Raw genomic sequence first — 15,879 nt, 5'->3', positions numbered from 1 at the left:
TATCCCCTTTCCACTTTCAAAAACTACAATCTTATTTTGCATAGCTCGCAGTTAACTTCGCTTCGATAATATATCTATCTGGTGCATCCCCTATATAATCAAATGGATAGCAAGTTGTCAGTGTTAATATCGGTTCTTCTTTTTTTATAATAACAGTACGATCATCCGCATGGGTAATCCATGTCTTTTGAATTTCATATGTGTAAATTTTATTATCATACTCTAAAACAAGGGTATCTTTTTCTTTTAGCTCCCCTAAATCGGTAAATACAGTATCCCGGTGCCCACTTAGTACAGTATGTCCACCTCCAGATGGCGTTGTCGTTACATCACTAACGAACATTCCAACCCCTTTCTTCAAAGTTGCATCATCCGCTCCCCAATATATAGAAAACTTCTTCTTTATTTTCGGTATATTTAATATCGCTACCTTTTCTCCTTCTTTATGTTCTGTTTGAGAAGAAGGCACTTGAGAAGTTACAGATGTTTCGTGAGAAAGTTTATTATCTTGTATATTGTTAAGGCTCTTTATTTCTTCTTTCGTTAATTGTTGAGCAGAGCTTTTTCCTTTATACCATTCCACTGCGTAATATGATCCCATAAATAGCCCGATGGCCATCAATATGATTCCGATATAATTAAGTAACTTCAATTTTCATCCCTCCATGCAAAAAATGGTAGGAATAACCTACCATTTTTAATATGTGAAATTTTCCCGCTCTTTATAGGACAATATTTTATTTACACCTTAACTTTATTACGACGATTCAAACCAAATAATGTACCTATTGCGACAAGACACGCGCTTAACCCCATCATTACTACATTATTTGATGCAGTGTTTGGTAATTTTTCACCTTGTACAACCGGCTTTGCTACTTCTTTTTTTGCTGCAGCATTTTTTTGCTGTTCCTTAATTGCTGCTTCTTTTTTTGCCATATCATTTTTTAACTGTTCTTGTGCTATTCCCTTTTTCTCTTCTTCACTTTTTTGTCCAGCTTTTATCGCTTCCTCTTTTTTAGCCATATCATTTTTCAACTGCTCTTGCGCCATTCTCTTTTTCTCTTCTTCACTTTTTTGCTGTTCTTTAATCGCTGCTTCTTTTTTCGCTTTATCTTGTTGCAGTTGCGTTGCTTCTTCCTTTGTTACTGTTCCAGTATCCGCACTCGCTACTGAAGAATATCCTACTGTTAAAAGTGCCATCGCACAGATTGGTAATAGTTTCTTTTTCATTTTATTTCTCTCCTTTTATACGTTTTACATCACTTCGCATCGGATGTATCACTAGAATAAACAATCGATATAAATATAAGATGCAGATAAAATATATTTCATTTAAAGATTTCATTGTAGAAAAATAAAAAAACATCGCAATATATACGATGTTTTTTCGGGTGTGTGTCTCAATATTTACATGTTACTTTCGCGTGATTTAGAAGTAGAACGGGCCGGAGCGATAACTAATTGTCTCGGCTCAGTTTTCTTGAAGTGATTTTTGACGTTACACTTACGACGTTGAACGACCCAAGCTTTAATAGGGTTTGTCAAAATAATCTTTTGCTCTTCATTAGGGGTCTCTTCTTCAAACCTACAACTCTCGCTCCATTTATTCCATTTCATTGTAAATTTAGAAGAAGAATGATCATCTTCTCGATCAAACAAGTGCAAAAAATCCATTTCACCAGCTAGCATTACGGTGTTGCTAGTTGCTAGAAAAGAAAAGGTCGTCCAACGTTTCTCCATGCCCTCCTACTCCTTTTTCACATATAGAGTGCCTAAAACTTAATTTACCTAAAATATGCTTGCCTTTTACCTTACACTTATAGTTTATCCAAAACACTACTATGCAACTATCGATTTGTCTTACAACTACCTTACATTTTTGTAAGAAACAAAAAACCTTCACTCTCTATACGTGAAGGTTTCTCATTTCTCATCTATATGATCTTTCATATGATTGACTCCAGCTTCTTGCAGCTGTGACATCATACCGTGGGAAATTGCGCCTAATACTAAAGTCATTCCAATTAGTGAAATCCGAATCGCTGGTACATCAATTATGTAAGCCAAACTACCAAGAACAATTGTTAAAAGTAATGCTTTTATAAATGTTGCACTTGTATACTCTTTCTTTCTCATCATAATCACCCTTTATGGAAGCGTTTTCTTAATGTAATCAGTATATCATATCATCTGACTATTTTGTGGGGATTTTTGTAAAAACCTGATGTCTTCTTTGACTTTTTCCTTTCTATCCTTTACAGTCGAAATGTTCGCAAGTTTTACACTGTAGGAGGACTCCAATGAATATTGAAATAAAAGACACTTTAATTTCTGAAGAACAATTGCAAGAAAAAGTAAAAGAACTAGCACTTCAAATCGAACGTGACTTTGAAGGAGAAGAAATCATAGTCATCGCTGTATTAAAAGGATCTTTCGTATTCGCTGCTGATTTAATTCGTCACATTAAAAACGATGTAACAATCGACTTTATTTCTGCATCTAGCTATGGAAATCAAACAGAAACAACTGGAAAAGTAAAACTATTAAAAGATATCGACGTAAACATTACTGGAAAAAACGTAATTGTAGTAGAAGATATTATCGATTCTGGTTTAACACTTCACTTCTTAAAAGATCACTTCTTTATGCATAAACCGAAAGCGTTGAAATTCTGTACGTTACTTGATAAACCTGAACGTCGTAAAGTAGACTTAAAAGCTGAATATGTTGGCTTCCAAATTCCAGACGAATTTATCGTTGGCTACGGTATCGACTGTGCAGAAAAATATCGTAACTTACCATTTATCGCTTCAGTTGTAACGGAATAATATAATAGAATGAACTTTCATCAATTACTGATGGAAGTTTATTTTCTATCACGATTCGTAAAAGACAAAGGGAGAGAATAAAATGACAAAAACAAAATTTGAAAAAGTACTCCTCATCGTAAATCCAAAAGCAGGGCAAGGCGATTTACATACGAACTTAACGAAAATCGTACCACCTCTTGCGGCAGCTTTTCCTGACTTACATATCCTTCATACGAAAAAGCAAGGTGATGCAACAAAATATTGCCAAGAGTTTGCTAGTAAAGTAGATTTAATTATCGTCTTTGGTGGTGACGGCACTGTATTTGAATGCACAAACGGCTTAGCACCTCTTGAAACTAGACCTACACTTGCAATTATTCCCGGCGGAACTTGCAACGACTTCTCTCGCACACTCGGTGTTCCGCAAAATATTGCAGAAGCAGCAAAGCTTATCACAAAGGAACATGTAAAACCAGTTGACGTCGCAAAAGCAAACGAACAACATTTCTTAAACTTTTGGGGTATTGGACTCGTATCTGAAGTATCAAACAATATCGATGCAGAAGAGAAAGCAAAGCTTGGTAAAATTGGTTACTACCTAAGCACCATTCGAACTGTCAAAAATGCTGAAACATTCCCAGTAAAAATTACGTACGACGGACAAGTATATGAAGACGAAGCTGTCCTTGTTATGGTTGGAAATGGTGAATATCTTGGTGGTATTCCTTCCTTTATCCCAAACGTAAAATGCGACGACGGAACACTTGATATTTTCGTTGTAAAATCAACAGGGATTCAAGCATTTAAAGATTACATCGGAAAGAAATTATTTGAAGACTCAAATGAAAATGATATCTTCCACGTAAAAGCGAAATCCATTCATATTGAAACAGAGGAAGAAAAAGAAGTAGATACAGATGGAGAAAGCTCGCTTCATACACCTTGTCATATTGAATTATTACAAGGGCACTTTACGATGATTTATAATCCTGCGGTTGTGTAATACAAAAAGACGAGCTAAAGTTTTAACATTTTAGCTCGTCTTTTTTATTAGAAAGGTATTTTAACCTAGTTTTCATTTTTAATATGAGTTTTCATAATCAAACTCCACCCAATTTTTCCAATGTGTATTAGCGTTCTTATTCACAATAACACTTGGATCTTTCTTCTCTATTGCAGCGGCTACTGATTGGAAGAATTCATTTTCACTTACTTTTTCGTCCTCAACATGTTGCCATTCTTCCGTTTCATACGCTACTTCCCAATCACCTTCTAAACCGCACTCTTCTAAAATTTCTTCTTTATCCCACCATACTAATTTTCGAGCTTCATCATTAGTAGCAAGCACACGCATGAAATATGTTGGATAAGACTCTGTCGTTTGTACTTCTATTCCATGATTCACATAATCTTCTTCTGTAAATTCATATTCAAAATGATGATCACGAATTTTCACACTACCTTTATGAATATCCAATACAAATTCACCTTCATCATCAAATAATTCATAATCTCCATCATTTAATTGCAAAATGCCATCATCACCAATTAAATGATCCACTCCATCACCATATATTTGAATATTATTACATACACCTAATGATCCTACACCAACAACCTGAAACACCATTAACCAATCCTTATTATCTTTAAAGAAAAGAGAGAATTTCACTTGCGAAATAGCCATATCTTCATTATCAAGGGTAGGAAATTCATACTTACTTTGCTTTTTATCTAATAGTTTCAAAATACCTTTTTGCATATGTATCATCTTCACCTCTATATAAACTTTTCAATTTCACTAGAGTATAACATAGCCATTCTTGCCTGTGACATTCTAATAATGCTACTTAAAAATAGCAGAATGCTCTATTTGCATGCTCTAGTTATTTTTAGGTAAAATGAAGGAAAGAAGCACCTTGATATAAGGGAGAGGACAAACTTTGTTCAACCAACAGTTAGTTAATTTACGCATTGATTTTGCATTTAAACAATTGTTTGGTACAAATGATAGTGAAGATATTCTAATCACTTTTTTAAACGCGATGTTACAAAAATCTTTAGAGTCACCCATCGCTTCTCTACAATTAGAAGATCCACATTTACACCGGGAATATGAAGATGATAAGTTATCAATTCTAGACATTTCAGCTACGTTAAACACGGGAACAAAAATAAATGTAGAAATACAACTTAATAATAATCACGATATGATGAAACGCAGTTTATATTATTGGGGAAAATTATACACATCTCAATTACAAAAAGGCATGCCATATAGTGCACTTCGTAAAACCATCACCATTAATTTATTAAACTTCATAATGTTTTTAGATCACAAAGAATTTCATACAACGGGCACGTTATGGAATACACAACAACAAAAACTCTTGAGTGATGGCATAGAGATTCACATTGTAGAAATGCCAAAATTAATAGAACAATGGCATGAAGAAAAAGTAAATCCGTGGAAAGATCCATTTGTTCGTTGGCTTTTATTGCTTTCAGCAAATGAGGATGAGCACTTAACTAAAACATTGGAGGATATTGCTATGAACCAAGATCCTATTTTACAAAAAACGATAAATAAATGGGAACGTATGAGTCAAGATTCTTCTTTCCGACAAGCTTATGACGCAAGGGAGAAGGTTCTAATGGATGAGGCCGCAAAATTCGCTCACGCAGAGCAAGAAGGAATAAAAAGAGGAATTGAAAAAGGGCTTGAACAAGGGCTTGAAAAAGGCATTGAACAAGGCATTGAACAAGGCATTGAACAAGGCATTGAACAAGGTCGAAAAGAAGGTGTTCAACAGGGAAGAATGCAAATGATTAAAAGCATGTATGATCTTGGTATGCCACTTGAAACGATTGCTAAGGCAAGTAAATTAAGTGTGCATGAGGTTGAACATATTTTAGGACATAAATAGTAATAAAAAAGGGCTTGAATTGTTTCAAGCTCTTTTTTATCAACTTTCCTCAATTCGTTCAATCTTCCAAACTAAATTATCTGGATCGTTTTTCTCTAAAAAAGTTAACATCCACATAGTTTTCTCTTTGTCGTTCATCAACATTACTTTATGGTTTAATTTCCAAGCCACGTCACTAACATGATTAGACATTTTATACATATCTTCTTCTCTAATAAGCTTTTCCTTTTTGATTAGTCGTCTCGTTCTATACTCCCTTATTTCTAAGTACATATCAGCATACATCACTTCATGCTGCCAAATTATACTACATACATATTTTTTATTTGGACTACTCTTCTTTATATAAATAAATTCATTTTTATAATCCAAATCCAGTACCTTATTGTATGCTTTTTCTAACATCTCTATATCCCAATCACATTTCAGTATGAACGATTTTAAGGGCTAATTCTTTTTTCTCTCTATCTGATAAATATGGGAAATCCTTTACACTCCCATATTCTACAAACACATTCATATATTCAGGAAAAATTCGATATTTCTCCTCCCACTTATTTAATAATGAAATATCATCCACACAGTGAATCCAGATACCTTTTTCATAGTCTGTTCTTAACTTTGGTATATGTCGCTCGTATAAAGAAGTAATACAGTTCGTTTTTTTGAAATAGCACTGAAATTTCCCAACGGTTTCTTCAAAAGAACAATCCAGCACCATACAAAGTGATTCGGCGGACTTACTTGAACTAAAATATTAAATTACATTTCGAACAAAAAGGAGCAGCATTCCCTCTTCTAATTTTCGCATCACATTTTGGACAATATACGTATCGCTCTTCTATCTTATCTCGTTCTATCATATGTAAAGATACTATTCTCATACTACACATGATTCCAATTAAAATAAGGCTAACAATGAGTAGCATAACTTACTCCCCCCTCCCCCTATATTTTACCATAAAATAACAAATCTAATTCTCTCATTAAGAATCGGATTCATACTTACAATCCTAACTTTGCTTCGTCCATCAGGAGTCATACCCATCATTACTTGCATTTTATCATGTAAAAACTTTCCCTTTGTAAGCATATTCCAGTACGAACCTTTTGTTAATTTACCTACTTCATTAATAGTTGCTTCTTGTTCCTTACCATCCCTATTGTTTCGATAAATTTACACTATAACAAAAGAGGAGTGGCATTATAAATAAACAAGAATTTATTGAACTCGTTAATTCCAAATTAACACTTATCCGTGTTGAAAATGATTTATCACAAGAAAAAATGTCAGAAGTTATTGGTTTATCGAAAAAAACATTAGTAGAAATTGAAAAAGGTAGAAAAATGAGGAGAAGGTTGACGTCACACACCGTGTCAAATTGAATGATTACCAAAGCTTTCAACGATAATTTATAATCCTTAGCTTATATAATCCTTATTCCTCTATACTTTAACAATTACTAACCTTCGCATTTTTCCAAAAAACAAAGTATAATGAACTAATACAAAGAAGGTTGTTAACAAAATCGTTAACAACCTTTTTTGTTTTTCTGAAAAACTTTTCAATTTAAGGGAGCGATCACATGTATTGGAGAAAAAATGATAAACCTGTAGAAGAACCAGAAGCAATTGCTGTATGGGAGTGCCAAGAAGAAAACTGCCGTGGATGGATGCGTAAAAACTTTTCATTAGAAGCAGAACCGAAATGTCCGTTATGCAAAAGCGATATGGAAAGCGGCGAACGCTTATTACAAAAGATATAATAAATTCTCTTCTTCACCTTTTATAAACTGAAACATAGAGGATTCTCTTTCTCCTTATTTACAATGTGAATCGAAAGAAAATAAACTATACAAAAAGCTTTGCGTATCCTCGCAAAGCTTTTTCAATATCTCAAACTCATTCCAACTATCATTCTTTACTAAAAAACAAATTACATTTTGAATAAAAAGGAGCAGAATTCCCCTTTCTAATCCTCCCATTCCACTTAGGACAATACATATACAAACCTTTTTCTCTCTACTATCCCAAAAACTACTACTTTCATCCCGGTCATAATTCCTATCGAAATGATGTTAAGAAATCAATAACATAGTGTATCCTCTCTTACAACAAAAGTAATATATCAGGAAATCTTCCGTCATATTTTATACCCCTATATTCATTAAATCAATTCGCTACAATCATTTCTATATGTTTTCAAAACACTCTAATATAAACTTTTACTAGATTTATATCTAGGCTTATATACTACACTTCTTTCGGAAGGACAATTTTTTTATACAATTGAACTGTAATGAAATAATAAAACACGTAAATGACTAAGAAAATAATAATCGGCAGCCAAATACGGAAATATGGATTATCTATTAAGAACGAGAACATGTTCATTCCGACTAATACGTGCATTATACCTACGATCGCTGGGAACAAGAAAACGAAAAGTAACTCTTTATAAATTGATTTCGTTAATAGTTCATAACGCACACCAATTTTACGAAGCATTTGATAACGCGTAATATCTTTTGAAGCACCAGAAAGAATTTTAAACATTAAACAACTTGCCAACATCGCTAAGAAAGCTATGCCTAAGAAAAACCCCATAAATACTGTGCCACTGTAAGTACTGTAATATCCTTCATACAGCATATATTTACTCAAAAGATGTACTTCTTTCATATCTTTATATTTATCTAATTCTAATTCATCGATTTTTTTCCATTCTTCTTTATACGTTATAAAATGGTCCGTTTTCCCCAGTATTATAATTTCTTCTTTACCTTGTATCCCGTCATACATCTTTTGATCTACAATTTGTATCTTTTGACTAGGATTCATATATGTCTTTTGAAGAGACCGTAAAACATTTCCCCACTCTTCTGGAATTACATTGGTATTATTCTCATTTTTTTCTTGGCTATGACTTAAAACGGATCCCGCAACTAGTTCCCTCGAAACAGGAATGAATCGGCTACTATTCTCGTCCTTTCCAGTACGTGTTAGCGGACGATTTCTTTCCAAATCTTCTTTCAATTGATAAATAAACTGCTCATCTACTTTGTATCGATATTCATTCTTTTCTTTAAATGTAATACTATCTAATATTTTCTTTTCTTCTGCTGTGGGATTTTTAATTTCGACATCATAGTATTCTGCACTCTCCACCATATTTGTGACATTATTTTTTAACGCCATACCACTGGAGATTGCACCCGCACCGAGAGCCACTAACATAGCAACTGTCGCTAATACTTTCGTTAAACTATTAATAGAAAAACTTAACTGTGCAAACGTAAACGCATTGATTCCTTTTTCACTACGATTTTTATTCGCTTTTAATTTGTTAATAATAATGGGAAGGAATGATGCAAATAGCATATAAGTTCCTAATGTTACTGTAATTGTTGCAATGATAAATCCTGATTCCTTTAGCTCCTTCATACAAATCATCGAAACATAGCCAACTGCTAATAAAATAATCGATAAAAGTGCTACTATACTTGTTAGTTTTCCTTTAGTAGGCGTACGCTCTGTTTGACTATCGGAGTGAACAAGTTGTAATAGAGAATTACGCACTAGTTTCATACCATTCATAATTGCTGATAACATAAATAAGGAAATGAAAAAGATGAAAGTAACAAGGATTGATGGTACATAAAATGCATGATAACCACCTCCAGTAAATTCCATCTCCTTCATCAGTAAATGTCCAACACCTTGTGCCAAGATTATACCGACTATCACACCTACTATAAGAGATACTATTCCTAATACAATTGTTTCAATAAACATGAGCAATGTAATTTTATGCTTTTTTGCCCCTAATACCATATACATACCAAATTCTTTTTGCCGAAGTGATAATAAAAATGAATTGGCGTACAAAATGTAAAATAATGTAATATAACCTAATAAAAATGAGCCCGTTTGAAAGACGGAAAAAATCCCGTCCATTGAATTCCCTTCAATAAACGTTTTATTTAACGCTAACGTTTGAAACATATAAAAAATTGAAATAGACATAATAAGCCCAACTAATAAGACCATATAGTCTTTTCGTTTACTTTTTAGTCCCGACATGGAAAGTTTGAATAACATGTTGAACCTTCTTTCTTATGCTTTTTGTGTACCTAAATCCGCAAGCACATCTAAAATTTCTTTATAGAACTCATCACGCGTACCTCTGCGATGAATTTCTTTATACAGTTCTCCGTCTTGGATGAATAAAATACGTCGGCAGTAACTCGCACTAAATGGATCATGTGTAACCATCATAATCGAAACATCCTGTTCTTCATTTAAGTTGGTCATCGACTCTAATAAACTTTTCGCATTTTTAGAATCAAGCGCTCCTGTTGGCTCATCTCCTAAAATAATGGCTGGCTCATGGACAAGTGCACGGGCCGCTGCCGAGCGTTGTTTTTGTCCACCAGATACTTCGGACGGATATTTTTGAAGAATCTCTGAAATCCCTAACATTTCTGCTACCTTTTTCACCTTTGATTCAATTCTTTTCGAATGAACACCTTGCAGAGAAAGCGGTAATGCAATGTTTTCATAGATTAATAAATTTTCAAGTAAGTTAAAATCTTGAAAGATAAACCCTAGTTTCTCTGAGCGAAAATCTGATAATTCTCCCTGCTTCATTTTCGTAATATCTATTCCAGCAATTTCAACAATTCCACCTGTTGCCTTATCTAATGTAGAAATTACATTCAATAACGTTGTTTTTCCTGAACCAGATGGTCCCATAATTCCAACGAATTCACCCTCTTGAATTGAGAACGATACATCCTTTAGTGCATGTGATTGACTCTCATCTTTTTTACCGTATACCTTTTGTACATTCTTTACCTCTACAACCGATGCTTTCATATATATCCTCCTACACTTCTTTTTCCTATTTTTATTTTCCTTACATATTTTCCGAGCATTTCTTAACCCATTTTTAAGTATAGATAGCATTTCTTAATAAATAGCAGCGAATATTCTTAACATTTCTTTAAGAATATGAAAAAGCCCCAAAGCTAATAGATTGGGACTTTTGATTTCTATATTCTATTTTTGAGTAAGAAATAAAGACTTTTTTTCCTCTTAATCTTACTCTACCTAAAAAAAGAAATGATATTCATCTATACTTTACTAATCTTTAGGTTCTACCAAAATGACATCTTCTAAATCATATAAATTCGCCTTTGGTTTTGCATAAATAATATGTGCAAGACCATATTGATCTGGTTCTTGCTCTATCACCTCTGCTACCTCAAGACCGGGTGGTATTTTCTGACTTAATTTAGAGGTAATAATGCTATCACCTATTTTTATTTCTTTCGCTTCATCTGATGGAATATTATCAATTCGAAGAGCTTGTTTTTCCTTATCATACCCTGTAACAAATCCTAAAATGGATGAGTTACTTTGGAAAGTGATTGCTAAACGATTTGTTCGTTCATCTTTCGTAATTAATTTCACAACAGATGTATATTGATCTACACTCTCTATCTTTCCAATAAGACCACTCACCGTCATAACAGCCATATCAACCTTTACACCATGTTGTACCCCTCTATCAAGAGCGATTTTCCCATACCAATCTTTTGCTACACGCCTTACTACTGTAGCTTGAATTAAATTATATTTCCCTTGTTCCTTTAATTCTCTCGTCTTGTTGATAAGCTTAGTAAGGTTTTCTTTCTCCTCACTTAATATTTGCACTTTACTCTTTAACGATTCTTGGTTCTCGATTTTTTCTTTCAATAATTGATTCTCTTTATATACTTTATAAATGTCTTCTATATTGTGAATAATATTTTGTACATGCCTATTATTCGTACATACATACATCATCAATAAAACAAAAAGAATAATTGAAAGAAATAATAATATTTTCCTCTTAGAAACCTGCATAATCACCCTGTTACTCCTTACCATTTTTTATCTACACAATATAGAATACTAGTAGTTGTATACAGAAGAAATGCAGTTTCGATAAAGTTCAGATAATCTTTATCTTCTTTATAAAAATTTTAGAAATTATCATATACTGCCATTACATTTGTAAGCTTGATCGTTACTTTATCTATTAAATACAACTTATCATTTCTATAACTAGACATGCTTTATTGTTATTTTTTCTTTTGCTTTAGCGGGCATTTCGTCACCTTGTATTTCTTCCCATTTTATACCACAAGTCCCTTTAGACTTAATCTTTACATATGCTCCTATTCGTAAATGTTTTGAAGAAGTCATCATAATTTTTTGTTCTTTACCAGATTCATCATATCCTTTAAATTTATAGTTCCATCTACCAAAATCATTACTTTTGGCTTCATATTCCCCATCACTGTCGACAACAGCATAATAAATATCTTCTTTAATAAACGGATTGAGTTGATCTACAATCGGTCCACCTTTCACTACAAGTAATGTAGCTCCAACTATAATCAATACGATAAACGCACTTAATTTTTTCATATAACCTTCGATTCTCCACTTCTCTGTTTTATTAGTCAACGTCCACCTGAATGATGAAATAAGCCTCTCTCTAAATCAATAGCAATACTATCACTCATTCTTCCCTAATTAGAAGGTAACCGATATTTCTAATGCCCTTCTAATTAAATTGGCAATAAGATAATAAATTGAATAACCCCATTTCCATATTCCGCTCGAATTTCTCCTTTGTGCAATTCAACAATGCTTTTTGCAATTGCAAGCCCCAAGCCTGAACCTTCTACAGCTCTACTTCTAGATTGATCTTTTTTATAAAAACGCTCAAACACATTCTCCAATTCTGTTTTTGTAAATTCTTCACTATGATTCGCTATAGAAATTTTGATATGCTGTTCTTCTCTTTGAAGCGAAACTTGAATTTCTGCTTTATCTATACTGTATTTGATTGCATTTATTAAGAGGTTTTCAAACACACGCACCATTTTTTCCGAGTCCACAACGGCATACATACGATCTTCCTCAAATTCTTTCACAAACGAAAGATTATGTTCCTCTGCTTGTGGTACTAGCTCTTCTATTAACTGATCAAGTAATTCATTCATACACACTTCTTGCGAATCTAACACCATATTTTCATCCGTTAGTTTTGTATAATCAAACAAATCCTCTATTAACATCTTCAACTGCTCTGATTTTGAAAAAGCAATTTTTATATACTCATCATGCTGTTCTTTATTTTCATATTTCGCATCGCCTAGTAAGCGTAAATACCCCATAATAGAAGTAAGTGGTGTTCTTAAATCATGTGATACATTTGTAATCAATTCACTTTTTTGTTTCTCTATTTGTTTTTCTTTTTCTATATTAGCCAAAAGCTTTTCTGCCATTTGATTAATATTTGAAGTTAATACCCCTATTTCATCTTGACCTGCCTGTTTGATTTTATATTGTAAGTTCCCTTTCGAAAACTCTCTTACTCCTTCTGCCATTGCTTCAATCTGATTCATCTTTCTTTTCGTTATATAAAAGAAAGAAAGTAGAAAAGTAATAAAACCTAGTAAAGATGGGAATGGACTACTACCGTTCACTACATACTTTACATTTCCTTGTGGTATACCACTTGCAATGACATACATATTTTTCATATTAACAGTAACCGGATAAAAAGTTGTAAACTCCTTACGCCTTTGTTCAGCTCTATCTTGATTTAAATTTTGTGCCTCTACATATCGTACTTGATCCATTTTAAAATCCATTACATTACGCATCGTCTCATGAAGATTAATCTGTTCTTCTGATGCTCCCTTTGTTTTATAAACCACTTTCCCATTCTCATCTATTATTAAAACCTTCAATTGATTTTGATGATTTAATTGATCCAGCAGTTCTTGTATATTAATTTCCTGACCTTCTTCTGTCATACTTTCAACAAGCCTTTGTGTCTGTCCATCAATGGCTTCCATACCTGATGCATAATCAATGATAGAAATTTTATTCGCATCCTCGAAAAAGGAAGATGAAACCCCTCCTACTAATACACCAAGTAATGTACAGAAAGTAAATGTAGTAATTAGCTGTACCCGTATGCTCTTTTGCAAATAACTCACTGTTTTACCTATCATTTTTTTTAAAACTTGATTCATCCATATTATCGGTTTAAATATCTTTTTCAATCTTGTAGCCAACTCCCCATACTGTTTTAATGTAACGAGGCTTCCTTGGAATTTCCTCTATCTTTTCACGTATTTTCCGAATATGTACCATCACAGTATTATCGGATTGGAAAGCTTGCTCTTTCCATACCCTTTCATAAATTTGCTCTGCATTTAATACCATTCCTTGATTTCGTACAAGCAATTCTAATACCTCAAACTCTCTCGGTGTCAATTTCACCTCTTCATTTGCAATAATGACCTGCCGCGTTGCTATATTTATCTTTATATCTCCAACTTCAAACACATTTTCATCTTTTACACTTGCCCCGCTCATTTTCATATATCTCCGAAGTTGTGATTTAATACGAGCAATGAGTTCAAGTGGATTAAATGGTTTTGCTACGTAATCGTCTGCTCCAGTTGTTAACCCTAAAACCTTGTCCATATCTTGCGTTTTTGCCGAAAGCATAATAATGGGCATTTCCGCTATTTCTCTCACTTTCATACACATATGAATACCATCTATTTTCGGCATCATAATATCAAGTACAATTAGATGCACTTCTCTTTTCCTTACTATTTCTAAACCCTCTTCACCATCTCCAGCTTGTAATACTTCATACCCTTCATTCTTCAAATAGATGGTGATAAGTTTTCTAATTTCCTTCTCATCGTCCACGATAAGTATCGTTCCTTTATTCACAAAATCTCCTCCAGCATCATTTACCAAACTATGAATGTTACTTTATTTCACTCACCACTGTATTCTTCTTATGCATATACACATAAGAAATAATAGAAACTATGATAACGATGCCACCAAAATATATACCATACTCGGTCACAAGGGTTGCTATCATTTCTATATGCTTTCCAAATATAGAGCCTAGTACAAAGTAAACTAACGTCCAAACAAATCCTATTACATATGAATAAATCGCATACGTTTTAAATGACATGTTATTCATTCCAACTAAATACGGTACGATATGTCTTACAACCGGTATGAAGTAACTTATGACTAACGCATAATGACCATACTTCTCTACTATTTGTTGAGATTTTAAAAGATATTTCGCCTTTTTCTTTTTCATTAGCTTATCAAGTACTTTCGTACCAAATATTTTCCCTAATATATACCCTAAAGAAAGCCCTGAGACAACGCCTAAATATGTTAACAAAAATGCAGGAATAACACTTAATATACCGAGTGAAGATACAAAACCACCACTCATGACAATCATTTCGTCTGGAATTGGCATACCAATAATACCTAACCATAAACAGAAAAATAACGCCCAATAACCGTATTGTTCAATATAAGATAATAATTCATGTAATTCCATTATGCATATGCTCTCCTCAATTCTTTTTTACAGCTAAAGACGTACGCTGGTGGGAAATTGAGCCACACTTTCTCTAGCGTAATTTCGGGAAAGAAATGCTGTATAAATCCTTTTTTCACAAGCGAATATTGAAATGTTATGAATTCCCCATTCTCATGTATTGCTTCCATCGTATTGTTTAAAATGCGTTTTGAAACTTCTTCTGGCAAAGAAGTAAAAGGCAATCCTGATAAGACGTAATCAATGCATTCTATATTGAACGCTTCCATATACTTCTTTATATTTTCAGCTGAACCGTGTACAACAATAACATTCTGTTCATTTTTAAACTTTCTCTTTAACTCTTTGAAAAACACTTCATTAATTTCAATAAGAAGAAATATTGTCTCCTTCTTCTTTCTCTTCATAATTTCTTTCGTGAAAGCCCCTGTACCAGGCCCTAGCTCTACAATGCATTTCGCTCTATTAAAATCAATTACATCTACCATTTTCTTTGCTAATATTTTTGAACTTGGCGCAATTGCACCAGTATGTTTCGGATGTTTAATAAATTCGTGTAAGAATGTTATGAGCTGCATGTAACCCTCTCCCCATTCGTTCAATAGTTTTAACTTGTTTCTAAGTATAACTATCGTTTCTTAATAAAAATTGAGGAGATTTCTTAAGATTTTATGAAGAAATC

Annotated in this window: 18 protein-coding genes and 2 pseudogenes; 5 read left to right on the top strand and 15 right to left on the bottom strand. The window is 33.2% G+C overall.

Annotated elements, in window-relative coordinates:
• Positions 1-31: 31 nt before the first annotated feature.
• The 4 genes from ACUN28_RS04930 to ACUN28_RS04915 all read right to left on the bottom strand — a co-directional run bounded on the left by ACUN28_RS04930 (position 32) and on the right by ACUN28_RS04915 (position 2,142).
• Positions 32-652: a class D sortase gene (locus ACUN28_RS04930; RefSeq protein ID WP_016136886.1), complete on the bottom strand. Its 621-nt coding sequence runs from the start codon at positions 650-652 to the stop codon at positions 32-34.
• Between the two features lie 89 nt (positions 653-741).
• Complete coding sequence (locus tag ACUN28_RS04925; RefSeq protein WP_016085811.1) at positions 742-1,233, bottom strand: LPXTG cell wall anchor domain-containing protein; 492 nt, start codon at positions 1,231-1,233, stop codon at positions 742-744.
• 177 nt (positions 1,234-1,410) lie between these two features.
• On the bottom strand, positions 1,411-1,743 hold the full coding sequence (locus ACUN28_RS04920; protein ID WP_016085810.1) for a hypothetical protein: 333 nt from the start codon (positions 1,741-1,743) through the stop codon (positions 1,411-1,413).
• Positions 1,744-1,926: 183 nt separating this feature from the next.
• Positions 1,927-2,142, bottom strand: a complete 216-nt coding sequence (locus ACUN28_RS04915; protein WP_016085809.1) for a hypothetical protein — start codon at positions 2,140-2,142, stop codon at positions 1,927-1,929.
• Between the two features lie 161 nt (positions 2,143-2,303).
• Here ACUN28_RS04915 and hpt point away from each other — a divergent pair, with 161 nt between their 5' ends.
• Positions 2,304-2,831, top strand: coding sequence for a hypoxanthine phosphoribosyltransferase (gene hpt / locus ACUN28_RS04910; protein WP_016135533.1), 528 nt, complete (start codon positions 2,304-2,306; stop codon positions 2,829-2,831).
• An 82-nt stretch (positions 2,832-2,913) separates the two neighbouring features.
• Positions 2,914-3,816 carry a diacylglycerol/lipid kinase family protein gene (locus tag ACUN28_RS04905; protein ID WP_016085807.1) on the top strand — a complete coding sequence of 301 codons (903 nt, stop codon included), beginning with the start codon at positions 2,914-2,916 and terminating at the stop codon, positions 3,814-3,816.
• A 78-nt stretch (positions 3,817-3,894) separates the two neighbouring features.
• Here the strand turns inward: ACUN28_RS04905 and ACUN28_RS04900 are convergent, their stop codons facing one another.
• Positions 3,895-4,584 (bottom strand): DUF7003 family protein, encoded by a 690-nt coding sequence (locus tag ACUN28_RS04900; RefSeq protein ID WP_016136887.1) that lies wholly within the window; start codon positions 4,582-4,584, stop codon positions 3,895-3,897.
• Between the two features lie 172 nt (positions 4,585-4,756).
• Between ACUN28_RS04900 and ACUN28_RS04895 the strand changes: the two genes are divergently transcribed.
• The gene (locus ACUN28_RS04895) at positions 4,757-5,740 is read left to right on the top strand and encodes an Rpn family recombination-promoting nuclease/putative transposase (RefSeq protein WP_016136888.1); all 984 of its coding nucleotides are present in this window, start codon (positions 4,757-4,759) and stop codon (positions 5,738-5,740) included.
• 39 nt (positions 5,741-5,779) lie between these two features.
• On the opposite strand, the pseudogene ACUN28_RS04890 reads toward ACUN28_RS04895, so the two are convergent.
• Positions 5,780-6,401, bottom strand: a pseudogene (locus ACUN28_RS04890) (hypothetical protein); the annotation flags it as partial.
• Positions 6,402-6,489: 88 nt separating this feature from the next.
• Positions 6,490-6,669, bottom strand: a complete 180-nt coding sequence (locus ACUN28_RS04885; RefSeq protein WP_000924670.1) for a hypothetical protein — start codon at positions 6,667-6,669, stop codon at positions 6,490-6,492.
• 277 nt (positions 6,670-6,946) lie between these two features.
• On the opposite strand from ACUN28_RS04885, the pseudogene ACUN28_RS04880 reads away from it, so the two are divergent.
• Both ACUN28_RS04880 and ACUN28_RS04875 read left to right on the top strand, forming a co-directional pair.
• Positions 6,947-7,087 (top strand): annotated as a pseudogene (locus tag ACUN28_RS04880) (helix-turn-helix domain-containing protein); the annotation flags it as partial.
• A gap of 239 nt (positions 7,088-7,326) precedes the next feature.
• Entirely contained in the window at positions 7,327-7,506 is a 180-nt protein-coding gene (locus ACUN28_RS04875; protein WP_000289926.1) for a cold-inducible protein YdjO-related protein, read from the top strand.
• A 487-nt stretch (positions 7,507-7,993) separates the two neighbouring features.
• On the opposite strand, the gene ACUN28_RS04870 is transcribed toward ACUN28_RS04875, so the two are convergent.
• From ACUN28_RS04870 to ACUN28_RS04835, 8 genes are all read right to left on the bottom strand, one after another.
• Positions 7,994-9,841, bottom strand: coding sequence for an FtsX-like permease family protein (locus ACUN28_RS04870; protein WP_016136889.1), 1,848 nt, complete (start codon positions 9,839-9,841; stop codon positions 7,994-7,996).
• Between the two features lie 15 nt (positions 9,842-9,856).
• Positions 9,857-10,618 (bottom strand): ABC transporter ATP-binding protein, encoded by a 762-nt coding sequence (locus ACUN28_RS04865; RefSeq protein WP_016085801.1) that lies wholly within the window; start codon positions 10,616-10,618, stop codon positions 9,857-9,859.
• Positions 10,619-10,885: 267 nt separating this feature from the next.
• Positions 10,886-11,650, bottom strand: a complete 765-nt coding sequence (mreC, locus tag ACUN28_RS04860) for a rod shape-determining protein MreC (RefSeq protein ID WP_098560629.1) — start codon at positions 11,648-11,650, stop codon at positions 10,886-10,888.
• A 201-nt stretch (positions 11,651-11,851) separates the two neighbouring features.
• On the bottom strand, positions 11,852-12,217 hold the full coding sequence (locus ACUN28_RS04855; protein WP_016136890.1) for a YxeA family protein: 366 nt from the start codon (positions 12,215-12,217) through the stop codon (positions 11,852-11,854).
• Positions 12,218-12,360: 143 nt separating this feature from the next.
• Positions 12,361-13,869, bottom strand: a complete 1,509-nt coding sequence (locus ACUN28_RS04850; protein WP_016085798.1) for a sensor histidine kinase — start codon at positions 13,867-13,869, stop codon at positions 12,361-12,363.
• Entirely contained in the window at positions 13,853-14,554 is a 702-nt protein-coding gene (locus ACUN28_RS04845; RefSeq protein ID WP_016135538.1) for a response regulator transcription factor, read from the bottom strand. Before ACUN28_RS04845 ends, ACUN28_RS04850 begins: the two co-directional genes overlap by 17 nt.
• A 37-nt stretch (positions 14,555-14,591) precedes the next feature.
• Positions 14,592-15,197, bottom strand: a complete 606-nt coding sequence (locus tag ACUN28_RS04840) for a DedA family protein (RefSeq protein WP_016085796.1) — start codon at positions 15,195-15,197, stop codon at positions 14,592-14,594.
• The gene (locus tag ACUN28_RS04835) at positions 15,197-15,775 is read right to left on the bottom strand and encodes a class I SAM-dependent methyltransferase (protein ID WP_016136891.1); all 579 of its coding nucleotides are present in this window, start codon (positions 15,773-15,775) and stop codon (positions 15,197-15,199) included. Before ACUN28_RS04835 ends, ACUN28_RS04840 begins: the two co-directional genes overlap by 1 nt.
• Positions 15,776-15,879: the final 104 nt, after the last annotated feature.

Source organism: Bacillus sp. WC2507 (assembly GCF_052656125.1).
Note: the sequence above shows the minus strand (reverse complement) of the source record. Positions and strands in the feature narration are given on the sequence as shown.

What these genes read in the sequence shown, in the direction of transcription:
- ACUN28_RS04925 (WP_016085811.1), bottom strand. Translation starts at nt 1,233, where the DNA reads ATGAAAAAGAAACTATTACCAATCTGTGCGATGGCACTTTTAACAGTA.
- ACUN28_RS04920 (WP_016085810.1), bottom strand. Translation starts at nt 1,743, where the DNA reads ATGGAGAAACGTTGGACGACCTTTTCTTTTCTAGCAACTAGCAACACC.
- ACUN28_RS04915 (WP_016085809.1), bottom strand. Translation starts at nt 2,142, where the DNA reads ATGATGAGAAAGAAAGAGTATACAAGTGCAACATTTATAAAAGCATTA.
- hpt (WP_016135533.1), top strand. Translation starts at nt 2,304, where the DNA reads ATGAATATTGAAATAAAAGACACTTTAATTTCTGAAGAACAATTGCAA.
- ACUN28_RS04905 (WP_016085807.1), top strand. Translation starts at nt 2,914, where the DNA reads ATGACAAAAACAAAATTTGAAAAAGTACTCCTCATCGTAAATCCAAAA.
- ACUN28_RS04900 (WP_016136887.1), bottom strand. Translation starts at nt 4,584, where the DNA reads ATGATACATATGCAAAAAGGTATTTTGAAACTATTAGATAAAAAGCAA.
- ACUN28_RS04885 (WP_000924670.1), bottom strand. Translation starts at nt 6,669, where the DNA reads ATGCTACTCATTGTTAGCCTTATTTTAATTGGAATCATGTGTAGTATG.
- ACUN28_RS04875 (WP_000289926.1), top strand. Translation starts at nt 7,327, where the DNA reads ATGTATTGGAGAAAAAATGATAAACCTGTAGAAGAACCAGAAGCAATT.
- ACUN28_RS04870 (WP_016136889.1), bottom strand. Translation starts at nt 9,841, where the DNA reads ATGTTATTCAAACTTTCCATGTCGGGACTAAAAAGTAAACGAAAAGAC.
- ACUN28_RS04865 (WP_016085801.1), bottom strand. Translation starts at nt 10,618, where the DNA reads ATGAAAGCATCGGTTGTAGAGGTAAAGAATGTACAAAAGGTATACGGT.
- mreC (WP_098560629.1), bottom strand. Translation starts at nt 11,650, where the DNA reads ATGCAGGTTTCTAAGAGGAAAATATTATTATTTCTTTCAATTATTCTT.
- ACUN28_RS04855 (WP_016136890.1), bottom strand. Translation starts at nt 12,217, where the DNA reads ATGAAAAAATTAAGTGCGTTTATCGTATTGATTATAGTTGGAGCTACA.
- ACUN28_RS04840 (WP_016085796.1), bottom strand. Translation starts at nt 15,197, where the DNA reads ATGGAATTACATGAATTATTATCTTATATTGAACAATACGGTTATTGG.
- ACUN28_RS04835 (WP_016136891.1), bottom strand. Translation starts at nt 15,775, where the DNA reads ATGCAGCTCATAACATTCTTACACGAATTTATTAAACATCCGAAACAT.